The sequence below is a fragment of the Cryptosporangium phraense genome (assembly GCF_006912135.1).
Taxonomy (GTDB): Bacteria; Actinomycetota; Actinomycetes; order Mycobacteriales; family Cryptosporangiaceae; genus Cryptosporangium; species Cryptosporangium phraense.
In genome coordinates, this window is record NZ_VIRS01000019.1 from 1 (window position 1) to 18,282 (window position 18,282).

The 18,282-nt window shown below is 72.0% G+C and carries 17 protein-coding genes; 11 read left to right on the forward strand and 6 right to left on the reverse strand.

Going from position 1 to position 18,282, the window contains the following annotated elements; genetic code table 11:
• Positions 1-1,028: 1,028 nt before the first annotated feature.
• Complete coding sequence (locus tag FL583_RS24890; RefSeq protein WP_142707239.1) at positions 1,029-3,860, reverse strand: hypothetical protein; 2,832 nt, start codon at positions 3,858-3,860, stop codon at positions 1,029-1,031.
• Between the two features lie 128 nt (positions 3,861-3,988).
• Here FL583_RS24890 and FL583_RS24895 point away from each other — a divergent pair, with 128 nt between their 5' ends.
• The gene (locus FL583_RS24895; protein WP_142707240.1) at positions 3,989-4,996 is read left to right on the forward strand and encodes an NAD-dependent epimerase/dehydratase family protein; all 1,008 of its coding nucleotides are present in this window, start codon (positions 3,989-3,991) and stop codon (positions 4,994-4,996) included.
• Here FL583_RS24895 and FL583_RS24900 read toward each other — a convergent pair.
• Positions 4,989-5,219: a DUF6480 family protein gene (locus tag FL583_RS24900; RefSeq protein ID WP_142707241.1), complete on the reverse strand. Its 231-nt coding sequence runs from the start codon at positions 5,217-5,219 to the stop codon at positions 4,989-4,991. The two genes, FL583_RS24895 and FL583_RS24900, sit on opposite strands and share 8 nt — an antisense overlap.
• A gap of 97 nt (positions 5,220-5,316) precedes the next feature.
• On the opposite strand from FL583_RS24900, the gene FL583_RS24905 reads away from it, so the two are divergent.
• A complete protein-coding gene (locus FL583_RS24905) occupies positions 5,317-6,213 on the forward strand; it encodes a Rieske (2Fe-2S) protein (protein WP_338081130.1) in 897 nt (298 codons plus the stop codon).
• Entirely contained in the window at positions 6,210-6,401 is a 192-nt protein-coding gene (locus FL583_RS24910) for a CDGSH iron-sulfur domain-containing protein (protein WP_142707243.1), read from the forward strand. The genes FL583_RS24905 and FL583_RS24910 overlap by 4 nt, the downstream gene beginning before the upstream one ends.
• Before the next feature lie 26 nt (positions 6,402-6,427).
• Here FL583_RS24910 and FL583_RS42520 read toward each other — a convergent pair whose 3' ends face one another.
• From FL583_RS42520 to FL583_RS24925, 3 genes are read right to left on the reverse strand one after another with little or no spacing between them, the layout of a single operon-like run.
• Entirely contained in the window at positions 6,428-7,390 is a 963-nt protein-coding gene (locus FL583_RS42520) for an iron-containing redox enzyme family protein (RefSeq protein WP_142707244.1), read from the reverse strand.
• Between the two features lie 56 nt (positions 7,391-7,446).
• A complete protein-coding gene (locus FL583_RS24920) occupies positions 7,447-8,253 on the reverse strand; it encodes an MBL fold metallo-hydrolase (protein ID WP_142707245.1) in 807 nt (268 codons plus the stop codon).
• A gap of 27 nt (positions 8,254-8,280) precedes the next feature.
• Entirely contained in the window at positions 8,281-8,751 is a 471-nt protein-coding gene (locus tag FL583_RS24925; protein ID WP_170323854.1) for an ATP-binding protein, read from the reverse strand.
• Positions 8,752-8,896: 145 nt separating this feature from the next.
• Here FL583_RS24925 and FL583_RS24930 point away from each other — a divergent pair, with 145 nt between their 5' ends.
• The 3 genes from FL583_RS24930 to FL583_RS24940 are packed head-to-tail and all read left to right on the forward strand — an operon-like array spanning position 8,897 to position 13,785.
• Positions 8,897-9,892 carry a chemotaxis protein CheB gene (locus FL583_RS24930; protein WP_142707247.1) on the forward strand — a complete coding sequence of 332 codons (996 nt, stop codon included), beginning with the start codon at positions 8,897-8,899 and terminating at the stop codon, positions 9,890-9,892.
• Positions 9,893-9,943: 51 nt separating this feature from the next.
• Complete coding sequence (locus tag FL583_RS24935; protein WP_142707248.1) at positions 9,944-11,788, forward strand: CheR family methyltransferase; 1,845 nt, start codon at positions 9,944-9,946, stop codon at positions 11,786-11,788.
• A 47-nt stretch (positions 11,789-11,835) separates the two neighbouring features.
• On the forward strand, positions 11,836-13,785 hold the full coding sequence (locus FL583_RS24940; protein ID WP_142707249.1) for an acyltransferase family protein: 1,950 nt from the start codon (positions 11,836-11,838) through the stop codon (positions 13,783-13,785).
• Here FL583_RS24940 and FL583_RS24945 read toward each other — a convergent pair.
• Positions 13,758-14,396: a nucleotidyltransferase family protein gene (locus FL583_RS24945; protein ID WP_142707250.1), complete on the reverse strand. Its 639-nt coding sequence runs from the start codon at positions 14,394-14,396 to the stop codon at positions 13,758-13,760. The two genes, FL583_RS24940 and FL583_RS24945, sit on opposite strands and share 28 nt — an antisense overlap.
• A gap of 169 nt (positions 14,397-14,565) precedes the next feature.
• On the opposite strand from FL583_RS24945, the gene FL583_RS24950 reads away from it, so the two are divergent.
• From FL583_RS24950 to FL583_RS24970, 5 genes are all read left to right on the forward strand, one after another.
• On the forward strand, positions 14,566-15,300 hold the full coding sequence (locus FL583_RS24950) for an ATP-binding protein (protein ID WP_142707251.1): 735 nt from the start codon (positions 14,566-14,568) through the stop codon (positions 15,298-15,300).
• A 124-nt stretch (positions 15,301-15,424) separates the two neighbouring features.
• A complete protein-coding gene (locus FL583_RS24955; RefSeq protein WP_142707394.1) occupies positions 15,425-16,306 on the forward strand; it encodes an acyl-CoA dehydrogenase family protein in 882 nt (293 codons plus the stop codon).
• Positions 16,303-17,016, forward strand: coding sequence for a PIG-L deacetylase family protein (locus tag FL583_RS24960; protein ID WP_240746793.1), 714 nt, complete (start codon positions 16,303-16,305; stop codon positions 17,014-17,016). Before FL583_RS24955 ends, FL583_RS24960 begins: the two co-directional genes overlap by 4 nt.
• A complete protein-coding gene (locus tag FL583_RS24965) occupies positions 17,013-17,612 on the forward strand; it encodes an SAM-dependent methyltransferase (protein WP_142707253.1) in 600 nt (199 codons plus the stop codon). Before FL583_RS24960 ends, FL583_RS24965 begins: the two co-directional genes overlap by 4 nt.
• A complete protein-coding gene (locus FL583_RS24970) occupies positions 17,606-18,274 on the forward strand; it encodes a glycosyltransferase family 2 protein (protein ID WP_205752433.1) in 669 nt (222 codons plus the stop codon). Before FL583_RS24965 ends, FL583_RS24970 begins: the two co-directional genes overlap by 7 nt.
• Positions 18,275-18,282 lie beyond the last annotated feature (8 nt).

Below are 18,282 nucleotides of genomic sequence, written 5' to 3' on the forward strand. Positions count from 1 at the left end.
CCGCCCAAGCATCGCGCGCTTCACCCCAACCGCGCCACCGGGCTGCCCGCGCCGACGTCCCAGCGGCGGCGCCGATCAGGGGGAGTAGGCGCTGCTGGCCGCTCCTAGCGCGCTCGCCGAATTGCCCTAGTCACGCTTCATCCAACGCATGATCCAACCCAGGTGGCTTCAAGGAATGGTCAACTTACTTGACGGAATGGTCAGGAAAGTTGACCAATTCGAAAAGAACATCACTCCCATACCGCGGAGCACCGCAAGTAATCGCACGCGCCGAAGGCTGTCGCGGCACCTGCTGCCAAGGCACCGTCACGCGAACCTCTGACCCACAGCGCCGCCCGCCCGACCTCGCATGTAGTCGAACGCCGCGACGAGCGCCGCCCCGATGCCCTGCGGCACCCGTAGCACTGCGGTAATGGTGCGAAGGGATGGTCCGGCAGCGACGCTGCTGCAGCAGCGCTGCTTCGGTGGTGGTGCAGCGGCGGGCGCGGCCTCGGCGGTGTTGCTGCAGCGGCGCCGCCGCTGCGGCGGTGCGCGGCTTCGGCGGCACGGCCTCGACGGCGCGGCTTCGGCCGTAACGCAGCGGCGGCCGCGGCGATGCTCCCGGGGAGCGATGCAGCCCGCAGTAGCGGTGCAACGGCGGACTGCGGCAATGGTGCATCCGTAGCCCCACTGCTGCGGCGATACTGCTGCCGCGCCGCTCGTGCGGCCACGCCGGTGCAGCAGCCAGACCGACGCCCCAGCTCTGTGATGCAGCGGCGGTGATGCTGCGCGGCCGCCCCGCAGCAGCGCCACTGCCCGCAGGGCTGTACTCCCGGCGGCGGTGCTGCGGCGGCATCACTCCCGGCGGCGGCGATGCCGCGGCATCACTCCCGGCGGCGGCGATGCTGCGACGGCAGCGATGCCGAGAGCCGTGCTGCCCCGCCAGCCCGAAACCCCATCAGCCAAAAGCACGCCAGCCCAACACCCCAGCAGCACGCCAGCCCGAAAAGCCCGCCACCCACCCAAGAACCCGCTACGCGGTACGCCCCCTACGCAGCATCAACGACCTCACCCCGCCGACGGCGATCCCTCCACCACCCACCAACAAAAACCCCAACCACCCCCACCACAGCCGCCGCACTCAAATACGTCCCACCCCGGTGATAAGGCGTCCGATATGCCAGCGCCACCGTATGTACCCCAGCCGGCACCGCCACCGCCACTACCCCATGATCAGCCGGCACCAACGAAGCCGGCTTCCCGTCAACGGTCACGCCCCAGTCCGTCTGCAACGCGTCCGCCACGACCAGGTACCCGGCCCCCGTCGCCGAGACCCGGGCCGAAATCGCATCCACACCGTCGTTCAGCACGGTGATCGAAGCCTTGCTCCCCGATTCGGCCGCCGGCCCGGCCGCATCCAGCACCACCTGATCAGCGCCCAACGAGCGCGAGTTCACCAGCGCGATCCGCCGAGCCGACGACGGCTCCACCACCACCGAATTCGCCCACCGGATCCTCGGGAGGGCGGTCAACCGCTGGTACACGACCGCGTCGCCCGCGTACGCCAGCCGCAGACCGTCGTCGGCGGGACGCACCACGGCCGCCGAGTTCCGCACGATCATCGGCGTCTGCGAGTCCTGCGACACGACCGCGGTCAGCACCGTCCCGGCCGGTACGTTCTCCGCCGAGATCGGCACGGTGAAGGCCGCTCCGACGCCCACACCCTGCTGATTCCCACCCACCGCGAACACCTGACGCGACCCCCGCGCCACCTCTTTGCCCGCCGCGTCCCGCAGGCTCACCGTCACGTTCGCGTCGCGCACCGGACGGAACGCGGTGGTCACGGTCAACGTCACGCCGCGCACCGGACCGGTCCCGGGCAGCGCGAGCCGCAGCGGCTGGTCACCGCTGATCGCCACGGTGCCCGACGACGCCGGGGCCGGCGTCACCGTGCCGAACACGTTGTCCCAGGGCGCGGTCACGAAGTACTTGATGCCGAGCCGATCGAACAGCGGCTGCTGGGCCATCTTGAGGTCGGACCGGAAATTGACGTAGGTCGGCGGGTCACCCAGCCCCCAGCCCGGCATGCCGTCCAGCGCCTCACCGAAGCGCTTGCCGACGAACTGGTGACCGTTCAGCGCCCGCAAGCGGTAGTACGAGTCCGACCCGACGAACATCGCCCCGCCGGCCGCGTAACGGTCGTCGCCGAGGTGCGACGCCAGGAACCGGTGCACGTCGGTCGTCGGGTAGAACGTGTCCTTGTCCGACTTGGGCCAGTACGGCGCCGCGAACGACAACGCCTGGACGACGACCAGCAGCGGGATCAGCATCGCCGCCGCGCCCATGAAGAAACGCGAAGACCGCCAGAGCACGAACACGGCCAGAACGCCCAGCGCGACGAACAGCCCGGCCCACAGAACCTGCGTATCGAACCAGGACACCCGCTCCGAGGCCCGCGACCCCGCGTGCGCGATCTCCGCCGCCCGACGACCCCGCCACAACAGCCCCGCCCCGACCACACCGGCCCCGGAAAACACCAGCACCGGCCAAACCACAAAAACCCAGCCAGGAACCCGACGCAGAACGTCCGCTTCGACCACACGACGGACCAGCAGGTCGAACCCGACCGCGGCCAACACGGCTAGCAAAAAGCACAAAACGCTACGAAGACGCCCGACGTAGTTGTCAGAGAACAACACCGGAAGCTTCTGCAGCAGAGCCAACGGCGGCCCACCCGCGTAGACCACACCCAACCCGAGAGCCGCCGCCACCACGAAGAACGACCAACCCCCACGAGGCAAGCGGGTCATCGCAGCCCGCGGCCAAGCCACCGCGACCAACACCAACAGCACCGCCACCGCCCCCAGATACATGGTCGACTCGACCAAGTTCGGAGACAGATACCAATACGGCCCGCGATACGGATCGGTGGTCCCGAACGCCCACGGCGCGATCGCCGTCAACGCGGTCACCGGCGACAAATGATCCGACGGCGTCTGACCCCGCCCAGCGATGTACACCCCAGACATCGCCGACACGAACGGCAACAACTGCACAGCAGCCAGCGCCACCGCACCGGCCAGAGCAGCCCCAGCCCCGACCACCACCCCGACACCCTGCCGAAGAGGAAGCGAGAACACCCGCACGACCAGATACACGCCCGCGAACAGAATCGTGTACCCGGTCACCGCCGGGAATCCACCGAGCAGCATCGCCGCCACGGCCAGGCACAGCAGCGCCCCGTCCCGCGCCCGGCGCGACACGATCAGCCGCTCCACACACCAGAACACCGCCGGGATGAACGCCGCCACCCTCGTCTGCGGCCAGTTCGTCCAGGCGATCATGAACGCGCTGCCGACGTAGATCAGCCCGCCGAGCCCGGCCGCCGCCCGCCCCAGCGAGAAACGTCGCAGGAACAGGAACGTCGCTCCGGCCGCGACGATGATCTCGAGCAGCTTCACGTACCCGGGCGCCAGCTGACCGGGCAGGATCAGGTACGGCAGCGTCAGCGGGTTGTAGACCGCGTTGTTCGGCGTCGACCCGAACGCGGCCCCACCGGCCTGATACGGATTCCACAGCCCGACGTCCCCGGACCGCAACAGCTCACCGAAGAGCGTCGTGTTCGGCACCACCGAGTCGACGGTGTCGTTGAGGTACGTGTTCGTCGGCTCGACGTCCGAGAGCGACGACGCGTACGGCGCCTTGTTCGCGATCATGTCGGTCGCCGCGAACACCTTCAGACCGAGCAGCGGCGAACCGATGCCGATCAGTGCGTACACGACGATCGTCGCGGCCACCACCGCGGTGAGCGCCCGCTGCCAACGCGGTTCAGCCGCAACGAAAGGCTCCTCCGGCGACGGCTCCGGGGCCGGGGTTGCCACGACGGTGTCGGACCTTTGGCTCACGGGATTCTCGACTCCGGAATGCCTACCGCTGGGACGGGCCGAGAGTAACAGCCTCGTGTAAACCCTCCAGGATTGCCGAAGGCCTCAGCGGGAACCGCTCCGTCATGCGCATCGCGGTGACCGGAGCCAGTGGAAATGTCGGAAGCGCCGTTGTTCGTGCGGCGCTGAGATCCGGTGCCGAGGTCGTCGGGGTGGTCCGGCGGGTCCCGCCGGACCGCGCCGCGCCTCCCGGCACGCAGTGGGTCCGCTGCGACATCGGTGCAGTTGATGCCGACGCTTCGCTGCGCGCCGCGTTCACCGGGGCGGACGCCGTCGTGCACCTGGCCTGGGCGATCCAACCGAGCCACGACCGCCGACGGTTGATCCGGACGAACCTGCTCGGCACCGAGGCCGTGATCGCCGCCGCCGAGGCCGCCGGGGTGCCACACCTCGTCCACGCGTCGTCGGTCGGCGCGTACTCGGCCGGGCCGAAGGACCGTTTGGTCGACGAATCCTGGCCCACCGACGGAATACCGTCCTCGTCCTACAGCCGGGACAAGGTCGCCGCCGAGCGGTTGCTGGACGCGGCCCAGAACCGGCTCGAGACCGTCACCCGCGTCCGGCCCGCGCTCGTCGTCCAGAAGCGCGCCGCCGCCGAACTGCTGCGCTACTTCCTGCCCGCGATCGCCCGGCCGGTCGCGCGGGTGCCGTTGCCGCTGCTGCCGCTCCCCGACCGCACGGTGACCCAGGTCGTCCACGCGGACGACGTCGCCGACGCGGTGCTGCGGATCCTGGCCGCCCGGCCCGGCGGGGCGTTCAACCTGGCCCCGGCCGACTCGCTCGGCCCGGACGCGCTGGCGGCCGCGTTCGGCGGACGGCGGGTACCGCTCCCGGCCGGGCTACTGCGCACCGCGGCCACCGCGACCTGGACCACCCACCTGCAGCCGGTCGACGTCGGCTGGGTCGACATGCTACTCGGTCACCCGCTGCTGGACAGCTCCCGGGCCCGGGGTGAGCTGGGCTGGTCGCCGCTGCACACCGCGGCCGACGCGCTCACCGACGTGATCGCGGGGATCCGCGCCAACGCCGGCGACCGCTCCCCGCTCCTCCGGCCCCTGAGAATCTTCAGCTAGACGCCATCAAGAACACGCGGACGAGCATGAACAGAGCCACGAGCAGCACCATCAGCCCGATCGCCCCGATCACCACCCACGGCACCCACTTCGGCGCCGGCCCTTTCTCCTGATGCGTGATCGCCGACGTTCCCCCCTCCCCCGGCGGCGTCTCGCCCGGCGGCACCCCACCGCCCGGTTCCAACCCCGGTGTCCGGCTCGGATCTGGCCCCTGCCAACTCATCCGTACTCCTCCCGATGGTGAGACCCGGGCCGTACCCGGTCGGTCGGAGTCCACACCCAATCGGTGTGATCGCCCGGCAGCTGGGTAACCGCCCCCCATGTCGGTGATCCGAGCATTGTTTTCCCGCCTGGAGAACGCACGGCCCCTCGATCCCGTCGCCGAGGCCGTCGCAGGCGCTGTCCACTCGACCATCCCCAACGCCCGGGTAGCGGATCTCCTGCACGGACGCTGGCTGGGTCATCCCGTCCACCCGATCCTCGTGCAGGTACCGATCGGGGCCTGGGTCTCGGCCACCGCGCTGGACTTCACCCCGGGCGGCCGCCGGGCCGCGCGCCGGCTCGTCGGCCTCGGGCTGCTCGCCGCACCGGCCGCGATCGCGGCCGGTTTCGCGGACTGGGCCGACCTCGAGCCCGACCAGCGCCGGGTCGGGCTGGTGCACGCGGCCGCCAACACGGTCGGCGTGACGCTCTACGCCGCGTCGTGGTCGGCCCGCCGGAACGGGCACCACGTCAAGGGCGTCGGGTACGCGCTGCTCGGGCTGACCGCGGTCGGGCTCGGCGGCGCACTGGGCGGCCACCTGGCGTACTCGCAGGCCGGCGGCGTCAACCACGCCGAGGGCGCGATGCGCCGGGCCGGGGACCGCTGGTACGACCTCGGCCCGCTGGACGAGATCCCAGTCGGCGAACCCGTCCGTCGTGAGGTGGGCGACACCACGGTCGTGGTCGTCCGGCGTTCGCAGAACGGCGTCCACGTGCTGGCGTCCGAGTGCTCGCACGTCGGCGGGCCGCTGCATGAGGGCGAGGTCACCGACGGGCCGGGCGAGCCGCGGATCACCTGTCCGTGGCACGGGTCGGTGTTCCGGCTGGTCGACGGCGAGCCGCTGCGCGGCCCGGCGACGGCGTGCCAGCCGGTGTTCAAGACGGAGATAGCCGCGGGACGCCTTCGAGCCCGGGCGTACGCGGAAGGAAGCGTGTGGAAGAACGCGGAAGTATGAACGACGACGTGACCGTGACGCTCTACGAGGACGGGCCGCTGCTCGTCCGGGGCGATTTCACGATCCGGACGCAGGACGGCGCCACGATCGACCCGGAGCGGGCGACCGTGGCGCTGTGCCGGTGCGGGAAGTCCGGCCGCAAGCCCTTCTGCGACGGCACCCACAAACTCATCGGCTTCAAAGGCTAGCCCCCGGGCCCCGAGGGGCCCGGCCCTCAGGCCACCGCGGGCAGGCCCTGCTCCCAGCGAGCCAGGAGCCAGCCCGCCGCCTGATCGTCCAGGAAAAGCCCGACCGCCGCGCCGAACAGCACGTCCGGCGCCGAACCCGGGTGCTCGTCGACGTAACCGCCACACAAGTCGTGGGCCGCGATCTGCTCGTGCACCGCATCCGCGGTCACGTGCTCGTCGTAGAACCGGGTCGCGGCCGCGTCACCGCCCAGCCGGCGCAGCGCGTTCCCGTACCGCCGGTTCGGGATCGACGACGTCATCTCGAACGCCGCCAGGTGGCCCAGCAGCGCTCCCAGCCACCGCCGGTGCAGCCCGAACAGCGACATCAGGTTGCTGGTGGCGAGCGTCGGCGCCGACACGACGTCGATGTAGGCGCCGTACCGGGTGTCGAGCCCGAGCCGGTCCATCGTCGTCCGGAACAGCGCGGAGTGCATCCGCTCCGGCCGGCCGCCGCCGTACTCGTCCGACTGGATCTCGACCAGTGCCGCCTTGGCCCGGCCGGACAGCCGCGGGATCCCCCAGCTGTGCGGGTCGGCCTCCTTCAGGTGGTAGATCGACCGGTGCACGACGAACTCGCGGAACTGGTCGAGGGTCGCCGACCGCTGCAGGTACCGGCTCATCGACGGCCCGGAGTCCGCGCTGGTCAGCTCGGTCAGCCCGGGCACCACGCCGGCCGCGGGCACGGACACCGCAGCCCGCACACCGTCGAGAAACCGGGTCTCCAGCGAAGCGCGCAGCCGCAGCAGGTCGACGTCCCACTCCAGGGACGGGTCGACCCCGTCGAACCCCCGGTAGTGCAGCTCGTACAGCATCCAGAGCGAGATCTGCAGGTCCTCGTCCAGCCATGGCTCGGGCCCGTCAGCCGGCCCCGTGACAACCGGAGCGCCGCCCGCAAGCAGCGCTTCGATGATTTCCGCACTCACCGCACCACGCGGCTCCGGTAGACGCATCCGAGTTTCCTCTCCGATTCGGCGCCTCTTCGCACCGACCCGAACCGGAATGCCCGTCACTTTTGGTTCGAAACAGCAGGTGAGAGCGGAACCGTCTGACCGCGTCGAAGCTCCTGCACCCCGCCGATACCCCGCCGGGACGCCTCGGCCGTGAACGCCGCCAGCGGGGATTTGAACGCCCGGTAGTCGTCGTAGTGAACGGGGTAGACCGTCGACGGGCGGATCAGCTCCACCAGGTCGGCCCCCTGCTTCCCGTCCATCGTCACCAGGACGCCGAGCACCCGCGTGCCACCGAGGTGGACGAGTGCCGCGTCGATGCCGTCGAAGCGCTCGGCGATCTCGCCGAGCCAGGGTCGGTGCAGCGTGTCCCCGCTGATGTACAGCCGGAACGCCCGGTCCCCGTCCACGAGCAGGTCCACGACGCTGCCCATCACCGGTGGCAGCAACCGGTGGACGACGGCCGGCCCGTGCTGCCCGGGCACCGCGGTCACCCGGAGCGTCTCGTTCCCCCGGGTCGACTCCCAGGCCGTCCATGGCGACAGCGGCGCCGACGAACGGAACCCGCGACGAATCAGCCGCCGGGCCGCGTGCGGGGTCGTGACGATCGGCGTCGTGCGGTCGAGCCCCCGGGACGCCCGCCGGTCGAAGTGGTCGCCGTGCAGGTGAGAGAGCACGACGACGTCCAGCGGCGGCAGCGAGTCCAGCGCGATCGCGGGCTCGGTCAGCCGTCGCGTGACCAGGCCGTAGCCGAGGTACGCGAACTCACCCCGGTGCAGGAAGTTGGGGTCGGTGAGGACCGTGAACCCGCCCAGCCGCAGCAGCACGGTGGCGTTCCCGACGAACAGCAAGCTTCCGATGGCCATGCCCCCCGGGTAACCCCGGGGAGCGGGCTAAACGTCGCTCAGCGTGGCCCAGACCGTCTTGCCGTCGGAGTGGTTCTCGATTCCCCAGCGCTCGCTCACCCGGTCGATCAGCGGCAGACCGCGGCCGCGGAAGCTGACCATGTCCAGCGGCCGGGCCACCGGCTGGACGGTCGAGGAGTCGCGTACCCGCACGGTGAGCTCACCGTCGGACAGCTCGAGCACGACGGTGGACGACGTCCCGGCGTGCTCGACCGCGTTGGAAACCAGCTCGCTGACGACGAGTTGGGCGATCTCCGTCAGATCCGGCGAGAGATCCCAGTCGGCCGCTGCCTGTTGCAGGAACCGCCTGGCCGCCGCCGAGGCGGACGGGTCGGCCGGGACCGTGCAGTCCCGGGTGACCCGTGCCGGCCGGTCATCGACATGGCGCACGCCCGCCTCCGCTACCGGGTAGAAGTGGGCGCAGTGCACGCGGGGCAGCAGCGAGACGTTGTCCGGCACGTCCACCACCACCCTTCCGGGGTCATCACTCCGCACATTCTTTTCTGTGGCCAGGAGTTACCCAGGTTCTGCACAGGGCACACGCGCGGACGACGGCACCCTGCCGGACGCGAGTAACCTCTGTCACACCGAGGGGAGTTTTCCTATGCGAGGTCGACCGCTCGTCGTCGTCGGCGCGTCCGCCGGTGGCGTGGAGAGCCTGCGAGCGGTGGTCCGCGGGTTTCCTCCGGATCTTGCGGCGGCCGTGCTGGTCGTGCTGCACACGTCGCCCGGCGGCACCAGCGTCCTGGCGTCGATTCTCGACCGGTCGGGTCCACTCCCGGCCACCACCGCGACGGACGGCGAGCACCTCCGGCCCGGCCACATCTACGTCGCTCCGCCCGACCACCACCTCACGGTGACCGACGGGCACTGCCTACTCTCGCGCGGGCCCCGGGAGAACGGGAACCGGCCGGCCATCGACCCGCTGTTCCGGTCGGCGGTCCGGGCGCACGGCTCGGCCGTGGTCGGCGTCGTGCTCTCCGGCATGCTCGACGACGGAGCGGCCGGCCTCGCGACGATCACCCGGCACTCCGGCGCCGCCGTGGTCCAGGACCCCGAGGACGCGCTCTACGCCGGAATGCCCCGGGCGGCGCTGGCGGTCTGCGGCCACGCCACCGTCGCCCCGGCCGACAAGCTCGGCCCGATCATCGCCCTTCTCGTCGGCGACGAGCCGATCCCCGATCCGCATACCGTCGACCCGCTGCTCGAACACGAGACCGCGATCGCGGAGCTGAACATGGACGAACTCAACGACTCGGCCCGGCCGGGCGTCCCGGCCGGGCTCGGCTGCCCCGACTGCAGCGGCGCGCTGTTCGCGGTCACCGAGGGCCCGATGACCCGGTACCGCTGCCGGGTCGGCCACGCCTGGTCACCCGACAGCCTGCTCGATCGGCAGAACATCGCCGTGGAGGGCGCGCTCTGGATGGCGTTGCGCACGATGGAAGACAAGGCCGCGCTGCACCGGCGGCTCGCCGACTCGGCGTTCGAACGGGGCGCCCCGATGACCGCGAACGCCAACATCCAGGCGGCCGACGAGCTCGGCGAGTCCGCCCGGCTGATCCGTGACCTGCTGGCCCAGGAGCCACCGGGCCAGCCGTGACCCGCTCACCCGTTACTCTGCGGGCACCATTGACGTCAGCGAGGAACAGAATTGAGCGAGGACGACCCCGAGTTCGAGGCACTGCTCGATTTCCTCAAGGAGAGCAGAGGGTTCGACTTCACCGGCTACAAGCGGTCGAGCCTGATGCGACGAGTCGCCCGCCGGACGCAGGCGCTCAACCTGGAAGGCGGCTGGGCCGAGTACCTCGACTACCTCCAGGTGCACCAGGACGAGTACACGATCCTGTTCAACACCGTGCTGATCAACGTCACCGGGTTCTTCCGCGACCAGGAGTCCTGGGTGCAGCTCCGGGGCGAGATCCTGCCCCAGATGATCGCGGCCAAGAAGCCGTCGGAGACCATCCGCATCTGGTGCGCGGGCTGCGCCACCGGTGAGGAGGCCTACAGCATCGCGATGCTGCTCGCCGATCTGCTCGGCCCGGAGGAGTTCCGCGACCGGGTCAAGATCTACGCGACCGACGTCGACGACGAGGCCCTCTCGATCGCCCGGCAGGCCACCTACGGCGAGAAGGAGACCCGGGCGGTCCCGCAGGACCTGCTCGAGCGCTACTTCGAGCGCAACGGCGTCCGGTACGTGTTCGGGAAGGACCTCCGGCGCGGCGTGATCTTCGGGCGCAACGATCTGGTGCAGGATGCGCCGATCAGCCGCGTCGACTTGCTGACCTGCCGTAACACGCTGATGTACCTGAACGCCGAAACCCAGTCGCGGGTGCTGGCGCGGTTCAATTTCGCGCTCAACGACACCGGCGTACTGTTCCTGGGCAAGGCGGAAATGCTGCTCAGCCACGGGCAGCTGTTCACGCCTCTCGACCTCAAACGGCGGTTCTTCCGAAAGGTTCCGCGTGCGGTACCGGGGCTCGGCGTGATTTCCAGCGGCAACAGCGCCCGCAACGCGCTGCACGACATGCTCGGCGCCGACCGGCTGCAGACCGAAGCGCTGCTGGCCGCTCCGGTGGCCACGATCGTCGTCACCGACGACGGCACGGTGGCCGGCGTCAACCAGCGGGCCGAGGCGCTGTTCGGCGTCTCCACCCGCGATCTCGGCCGGCCGTTCCTCGACCTCGATCTGTCCTACCGCCCAGTCGAGCTGCGCCCGCACCTGGAGGAGGTCCGGCGTGACCGGCGTCCGGTCTGGGTCCGCGACGTCGAGTGGGCCCGGTCGCCGGGCGAGAAGCTCTACCTCGACCTCCAGGTCGTCCCGCTGATCAGCTCGGACGGCACGCACGCGGGCGCGGCGGTGTTCGTCAACGACGTCACCCGCTACCGCAAGCTGCAGGACGAGCTCGAGTACGCGAACCGCCAGATCGAGACCGCGTACGAGGAACTGCAGTCCACGGTCGAGGAACTGGAGACCACCAACGAGGAACTCCAGTCCACGGTCGAAGAGCTCGAGACCACCAACGAGGAGCTCCAGTCCACGAACGAGGAGCTGGAGACGATGAACGAGGAGCTCCAGTCCACCAACGACGAGCTCCAGTCGATCAACGACGAGCTGCGCGAGCGCACCGAGCAGCTCAACGACGCCAACGCGTTCCTCGAGTCGATACTGCGTAGCCTGCGCAGCGGCGTCATCGTCGTCGACTCGGACCTGGTCGTCCGGGTCTGGAACCGGCAGTCCGAGGACCTCTGGGGCCTGCGTCCGGAGGAGGCGGTCGGGCAGCACCTGCTCAACCTCGACATCGGGATCTCCACCGATCAGCTCCGGCCGCTCGTCCGCCAGGTCCTCAACGGTGGTGACGAGCCGGAGGAGCTGCTGGTCGAGGCCATCAACCGGCGCGGTCGGACGGTCGAGGTCCGGGTCGGCGCCAGCCCGCTCGTCTACCGCGCGGGCCAGACCGCGGGGGCGATAGTGGTGATGGATCAGATCAGCGGGTAACCGCGCGTGCGGCCTTTAGCCCCGTTTGTCGGCCTACCATCCGGCGGATGCCGGACTCCCTCCTCACGCTCCACCCGCCTCGGCTCCACCGGCCACAGCGGACCGAACGGCTCCGGCTCTCGCACCGCCCCGCGCTCGACGGGCTGCGTGCGGTCGCGGTCGTCGTCGTGCTGCTGTTCCACGGTGGAGTGTCGTGGCTGCCCGGCGGCTGGCTCGGCGTCGACGCGTTCTTCGTCCTCTCCGGCTACCTGATCACGACGCTGCTGCTGGCCGAGCACGAGCGGACCGGCCGGATCCGGCTGGCCGCGTTCTGGGGCCGCCGGGCCCGGCGGCTGCTGCCCGCGCTGCTCGCGGTGGTGACCGCGGTGGTCGGGTGCGCGCACTGGCTGGTTCCGCCCGAGGAACGGCAACCGCTCGGTCCGGACGCGGTGAGCGCGCTGGCGTACGTCGCGAACTGGCGGATGCTGCACCGGGGCGACGGCTACGCGGCCCTCACCGCGTCGCCGTCCCCGCTCCAGCACACCTGGTCGCTCGCTCTCGAGGAGCAGTTCTACCTGCTCTGGCCGCTGGTGATCGTCGCCGCGCTGGCCTGGTGGCGCGGCCGGGGGCTGCTGCTGGGCACGCTCGTCGCGGCGGGCGCCTCGGCCGCCGCGATGGCCCTGCTCTACGTCCCCGACGCCGAACCGGCCCGGGCCTACTACGGCAGCGACACCCGCGCGTTCGGGCTGCTGGCCGGGTGCGCGCTGGCGCTCGGCGCCCGGCGGTACCGGGCGGTGCACGCGGCCCCGCGGCGGTGGTCACTGCCGGTGGCGATCGCGCTCGGGGTCCTCGCCGCCGCGCTGTTGCTGCTCGACGACAGCGGACCCGCGCTCTACCGGGGTGGTCTGCTCGCCGTCGTCGGCGCGGTCGCGGTCGTGATCGGCGCCGCCGATCGGCGTCCGGACGGACGGCTCGCCGCCGTGCTCGCGATCCGTCCACTGCCGGAGATCGGACGCGTCTCGTACGAGCTCTACCTCTGGCACTGGCCGACGTTCCTCTTTCTGGACGCCGAGCGCAGCGGGCTGTCCGGCGTACCGCTGCTGGCCGCCCGATGCGTGGTCACCGCGGTGCTGGCGATGGCCACCTACCGGCTGCTCAGCCGGCCGGTCCGGATCCGCCGCTGGCCCCGGACCCGGCCGGTGCTCGTCACGCTCACCGCGGTCGCCGCCGTCGCGTCGGCGTCGATCGTGCTCACCCGGCCGGCGCAACCCCGGGAGCCGGCCCGCCCGGCCGCGCTGCCGAGCGTCCAGAGCAGTACCTTGCTCAGCCGACCGGGACGGGAACCGGGACCGCTGCGGATCACGGTCTTCGGCGACTCGGTCGCCAACAGCCTGGCCGTCGGCCTGCCCCGGCTGCGGAACGGGACGCTGACCAACCGGTCGCTGATCGGCTGCGGGATCGCCCGGTCGGGACGGGTGCACAACGCGGCCAGGACCCAGTCGCCCTACGCGCGCTGTCCGCGCTGGGACGCGTACTGGGCCGCGGGCGTCCGGGCCGACCGGCCGGACTTGGCGCTGGTCGTGCTGGCCCGGTGGGAGGTGCTCGACCGCGAGCTGGACGGCCGCTGGCAGCACATCGGCGAACCGGCGTTCGACGCGTACCTGCGCCGGGAGCTGGCGACGATGGTCCGGGTGCTGACCGCGGGCGGCGCCCGGATCGTGCTGGCGACCGCGCCGTTCAACCACCGGTACGAGCGCCGGGACGGCAGCCTCTACCCGGAGGACGACCCGGCCCGGATGGACGCCTGGAACCGGATGCTCCGGGACACCGCGGCGGCCGACCCGGCCCGGATCCGGATCGTCGACCTCGGGGCCCGGCTCTGCCCGGACGGACGGTATACCGCCGACGTCGACGGCGTTCACCTGCGCAGCGACGGACTCCACCTCACGGCGGGCGGAGTCCGCGACTACGTGGCCCCGTGGCTCCTGCCTCAGCTCACCGAGGCCGCTTCCGGCTGAACGGGCGCCCCGGTGGACGCCGGGCCGGCGTCGTGGCCGAGGCCGGACAGGCGGAGCGTGCCGGCCGGGGCGATCCCGAGCCGCTCGGCCGCGAGCAGGAACGCCTCCGCGTACGGCGAGTGGACGGTCGAGTCGTGCACCAGGTCCCAGTCGATCTGCTCCCGCAACGCGCGGGCCAGCGGCAACACGGTCGACAGGTCGCAGTAGTGCTCGGTGAACGCCAGTAGCTTGTTGAGCAGCAGGTCGGTCGCGGCCAGCACCGGCATCCGCACCGCCTCGACCGGCATCTCCTCGGCCCGCTCGAGCATCTCGACCGTGACCTCGCGCTCCGACGGCCGGAAGATCAGGTCGACCAGGCAGTCGCCGTCGTACACCTTGACCAGCCAGTCCTCCGGCGGCTGCTCGGACCGGAGCCCGGCCTCGACGCACGCGCCGAGCGCGGACTGGACGTCCGACGGACGGATCAGGAAGTCCACGTCGTGCGTGGAGGCGGGCCCGCCTCTGGCGTAGACCGCGAATCCCCCGGCGAGTGCGAACGGCAGGTCCGCCGCCTTCAGAGTGCTCGCCACCCGCTTCATGGTCACGATCAGCGCGTCCGGGTCTCCGCTCATGGCTCCCCCTTACCCCCGTTGGTCTGCGGCATACCCTGCCCCTTCGTCCCCGACACAGCCCGTCCGTGCGCGGTTCCGAGCTACCATCGGATTTCGAGGAATTCTTCGTAGCGGTCGGGGTAACTCCCGGCCGGTGGGTGCAGACCGTCGCCCGCGAAGCGAGGCTTGGATGCTCACCTGCGAGATCGACCGGACGTCCCCGATCACCGTCGTGGCGGTGGACGGTGACCTGCGGCTCGGCACCGTGTCCCAGGTGCGCGCGGCGCTGCTGAAATGCCTGGCCGAGTGCCCGGACGCCGTCCTGGTCGACCTCTCCCGCACCGTCATCGGGGCCCCGGTGGCGCTGACCGTCTTCGCCGCGGTGAGCCGCCGCGCCGCGGTCTGGCCGCCGGTGCCGCTGGTGCTCGCGGCCCGGCCACCGGGAGTTCGTCAGCAGCTCGCGACCGTGTCCCGGGCCTGGGGCCTCCCGGTGCACGAGTCGGTCGAGGCGGCGCTGAGCGCAGCGCCGTTCGGACCGCCACCGGTGCGGCGGGTCGAGCGGAGGCTCCGGCCGGGGACGATGGCCCTGCCGCAGGCCCGGACGCTGGTCGCCGACGCCTGCACCGAGTGGGGGCTCGGCGACTTCACGATGCCGGCCGAGCTGATCATGTCCGAGTTGGCCAGCAACGCGGTCCAGCACGCGGGCACCGACCTCACGGTCGCGGTGATCCTCCGGCGCGGTCTGCTGCACCTCACGGTGGCCGACGGGAACCCCGATCCGCCGCAGAAGCCGCGCGACTTCCCGTCCGTCGGCGCGCTCACTGGGCGCGGGTTGATGCTGGTGGAAGAGTTCGCGACGGCCTGGGGGCACCTGCCCATCGACGCAGGCAAAGTGGTCTGGGCGACACTGCGCGTGAGCGGCTGAACACTTCGGCATAGAAGCGTTCCGACCGGGGACATGAGCCGGTGTGCGAACCGATTACGTCCTGCCCGGTGAACTCGCGGGGCTCGCCCCCGCCGACGCGTTCCTCGCCGCCCGCAAGGCCGGCGTGCTCGATCTTCCGCTTCCCGGGGCCGGCCGGACCCGGGAGCGGTTCGCGGTGCTCGGCGCGCTCGGGCGCGCCGACCCGGTGCTCGCCCGGCTGGCCGAGGGCCATGCGGACGCGGTGGCGATCCTGGCCGAGCTCGGCGGTCCGGAGCCCGGGGACGCGTCGTGGGGAGTATGGGCGGCGGTTCCCCGCTCGGTGACCGCGGTGCGCCGGGGCTCCGGGTGGGAGTTGACGGGGGACCGGCCGTGGTGCTCGGGGGCCGGGGTGTGCACTCGGGCGCTGGTCACCGCGGCCGGCGACGAGGGGATCCGGCTGTTCGCGGTCGACGTCGGCGGGCCCGGGGTCACACCGCTCGACGGCACCTGGCCCGCGGTCGGGATGGCCGGCAGCGACAGCCGGACCGTCCGGTTCGACCGGGCACCGGCCGAGCCGGTCGGTGACGTCGGCCAGTACGTCGCCCGGCCCGGCTTCTGGGCCGGTGGAGCCGGGGTGGCCGCCTGCTGGCACGGCGCCGCCGTCGGGGTGGCCCAGCCCCTGCTGGACGCCGGGACCGACCCGCACCTGCTGGCCCACCTCGGTGCGGTGGACACTGCGCTCGGGGCGTCGAGCGCGCTGCTGGACGAGGTCGCGGCCCTGATCGACGACGACTTCACCGCGGAGGCGCTGCGCCGGCCGGTCCGGCGGGTCCGGGCCGCCGCCGAGGCGGCCGCCACCGCCACGCTCGACCACGTCGGGCGGGCGCTCGGCGCGAAACCGCTCTGCCAGGACGCCGCCCACGCCCACCGGGTCGCCGATCTCACGGTCTACCTCCGCCAGAGCCACGCCGAACGCGACCTCGCCGACCTCGGTTCCGATGTTCTCGAGAACGGATCCGGCTGGTGACCCCGCTGATCCACGGCACCGGCACGGCGGAGGAGCACTGGCGGGCCTGGGACACCGACTGGCCGCTCCTCGACCTGCCCGATGGAGCCCCGCTGGTCGTCGCGCCCCACCCGGACGACGAGGTCCTCGGCGCCGGCGGCCTGCTGGCCCGGCTTCCCGACGCCGAGGTCGTCGCCGTCACCGACGGCGAGGCGTCCCACCCCCACAGCACCGTGCTCACCCGGCCGGCGATGGCCGCCGTCCGCCGGACCGAGACCGACGAGGCCCTGACCCGGCTCGGACACCAGACGCCGACGATCCACCGCCTGGCCCACCCCGACGGCGCGATCGACGAGATAGCGCTGACCACCGCACTCGAGCGGCTCCTGACCCCGGGCCGCTGGTGCCTGGCCAGCTGGCGCGGCGACGGCCACCCCGACCACGAGGCCGTCGGCCGCGCCGCCGCCGCGGCTTGCGCCACGACCGGCGCGATCCTGGTCGAGTACCCGATCTGGACCTGGCACTGGGCCTCCCCGGGCGACCCCCGCGTGCCCTGGGACCGGTGCCGCCGCCTCCCGCTCAGCGACGCCGAACGCGCGGCCAAGCGGCACGCGCTCGACGCGTTCGTCTCCCAGACCCGGCCGCTGGGCCCCGACCCGGACGACGCCCCGATCCTGCCCCCGCACGTCCTGGCCCGCTTCGACCGGCCGGTGGAGGTGTTCTTCGCGTGAGCCTGCCGACCGAATACTTCGACGAGATGTACCGGGCCGACGGCGACCCCTGGAAGTTCGAGACCCGCTGGTACGAGGAGCGCAAGTACGCGCTGACGCTGGCCGCGCTCCCCCGTCGGCGGTACCGCTCGGCGTTCGAGCCCGGTTGCTCGATCGGCGTGCTCTCGGCCGCCCTCGCGCCTCGCTGCGACGCGCTGCTCTCCACCGACGTCGCGGCCAAGGCGGTCGCCGCCACCCGCGCGCGGGTCCCGGCCGCCCGGGTCGAGCAGCGACGGATCCCCGAGGACTTCCCCGACGGTCCGTTCGACCTGATCGTGCTGTCCGAGGTCGGCTACTACCTGGACTCCGGCGCCCTGGCCCGGCTCGTCGACGCGACGGTCGCCGCGCTGGAACCCGGCGGCGACCTCGTCCTCGTGCACTGGCGTCACCCGGTCGCCGACTACCCGCTCGACGGCGACACCGTGCACGACGCGTTCGCCGGGCGTCCGGAGCTGGAACGGACGGTGGCGCACGTCGAGGACGACTTCCGCCTCGAGGTCTACGCCCGCACCCCGCCGGCCGCGCGGTCGGTCGCCGCGGCCGAGGGCCTGTGCTGACGCGGATCGCCGTCGTGGTGCCCGCCCACGACGAAGAACAACTGCTACCGGCCTGTCTGGACGCTCTGCGCGAAGCCAGCCGCCGCGCACCGCTCCCCGTCGACGTGCTGGTCGTCCTCGACTCGTGCGCGGACGGATCGGCTCGCATCGCCGCCGAGGCCGGCGTCCGCACGATGGAGGTGCAGGCGCGGAACGCGGGTCAGGCCCGGGCCGCGGGAGCGGCCGCGATGCTCGCCGACGACGGCGGGAACACCTGGCTGGCCTGCACCGACGCGGACTCCCGGGTGTCGCAGGACTGGCTGGTCGAGCAACTGCGCCTGGCCGAGGCCGGGGCGGACGTGGTGACCGGCGTCGTCGACGTGGACGACTGGTCGGAGTGGCCGCCCTCGACCGTGTCGGCGTACCGGGACGCCTACCGGCGCGGGATCCGGGGCGAGCAGCACGCTCACGTGCACGGCGCGAACCTCGGCCTGACCGGCGACGCGTACCGCCGGGCCGGCGGGTTCCGGCCGGTCGCGGTGGGCGAGGACCAGGCGCTGGTCCTCGCGGCCGCGGACGCGGGGCTGCGGGTGGTGGGCAGCACGCGGGTGCGCGTGCTGACCAGCGCACGCCGGGACGCCCGGGCCGCCGACGGCTTCAGCGGCTACCTGCACGCCCTGTAGGGCTGTTG

Excerpts from the sequence above, each read along its gene's own strand:
- FL583_RS24895 (WP_142707240.1), top strand. The coding sequence starts at position 3,989 with ATGCGCATCGCGGTGACCGGAGCCAGTGGAAATGTCGGAAGCGCCGTT.
- FL583_RS24900 (WP_142707241.1), bottom strand. The coding sequence starts at position 5,219 with ATGAGTTGGCAGGGGCCAGATCCGAGCCGGACACCGGGGTTGGAACCG.
- FL583_RS24905 (WP_338081130.1), top strand. The coding sequence starts at position 5,317 with ATGTCGGTGATCCGAGCATTGTTTTCCCGCCTGGAGAACGCACGGCCC.
- FL583_RS24910 (WP_142707243.1), top strand. The coding sequence starts at position 6,210 with ATGAACGACGACGTGACCGTGACGCTCTACGAGGACGGGCCGCTGCTC.
- FL583_RS42520 (WP_142707244.1), bottom strand. The coding sequence starts at position 7,390 with ATGCGTCTACCGGAGCCGCGTGGTGCGGTGAGTGCGGAAATCATCGAA.
- FL583_RS24920 (WP_142707245.1), bottom strand. The coding sequence starts at position 8,253 with ATGGCCATCGGAAGCTTGCTGTTCGTCGGGAACGCCACCGTGCTGCTG.
- FL583_RS24930 (WP_142707247.1), top strand. The coding sequence starts at position 8,897 with ATGCGAGGTCGACCGCTCGTCGTCGTCGGCGCGTCCGCCGGTGGCGTG.
- FL583_RS24940 (WP_142707249.1), top strand. The coding sequence starts at position 11,836 with ATGCCGGACTCCCTCCTCACGCTCCACCCGCCTCGGCTCCACCGGCCA.
- FL583_RS24945 (WP_142707250.1), bottom strand. The coding sequence starts at position 14,396 with ATGAGCGGAGACCCGGACGCGCTGATCGTGACCATGAAGCGGGTGGCG.
- FL583_RS24950 (WP_142707251.1), top strand. The coding sequence starts at position 14,566 with ATGCTCACCTGCGAGATCGACCGGACGTCCCCGATCACCGTCGTGGCG.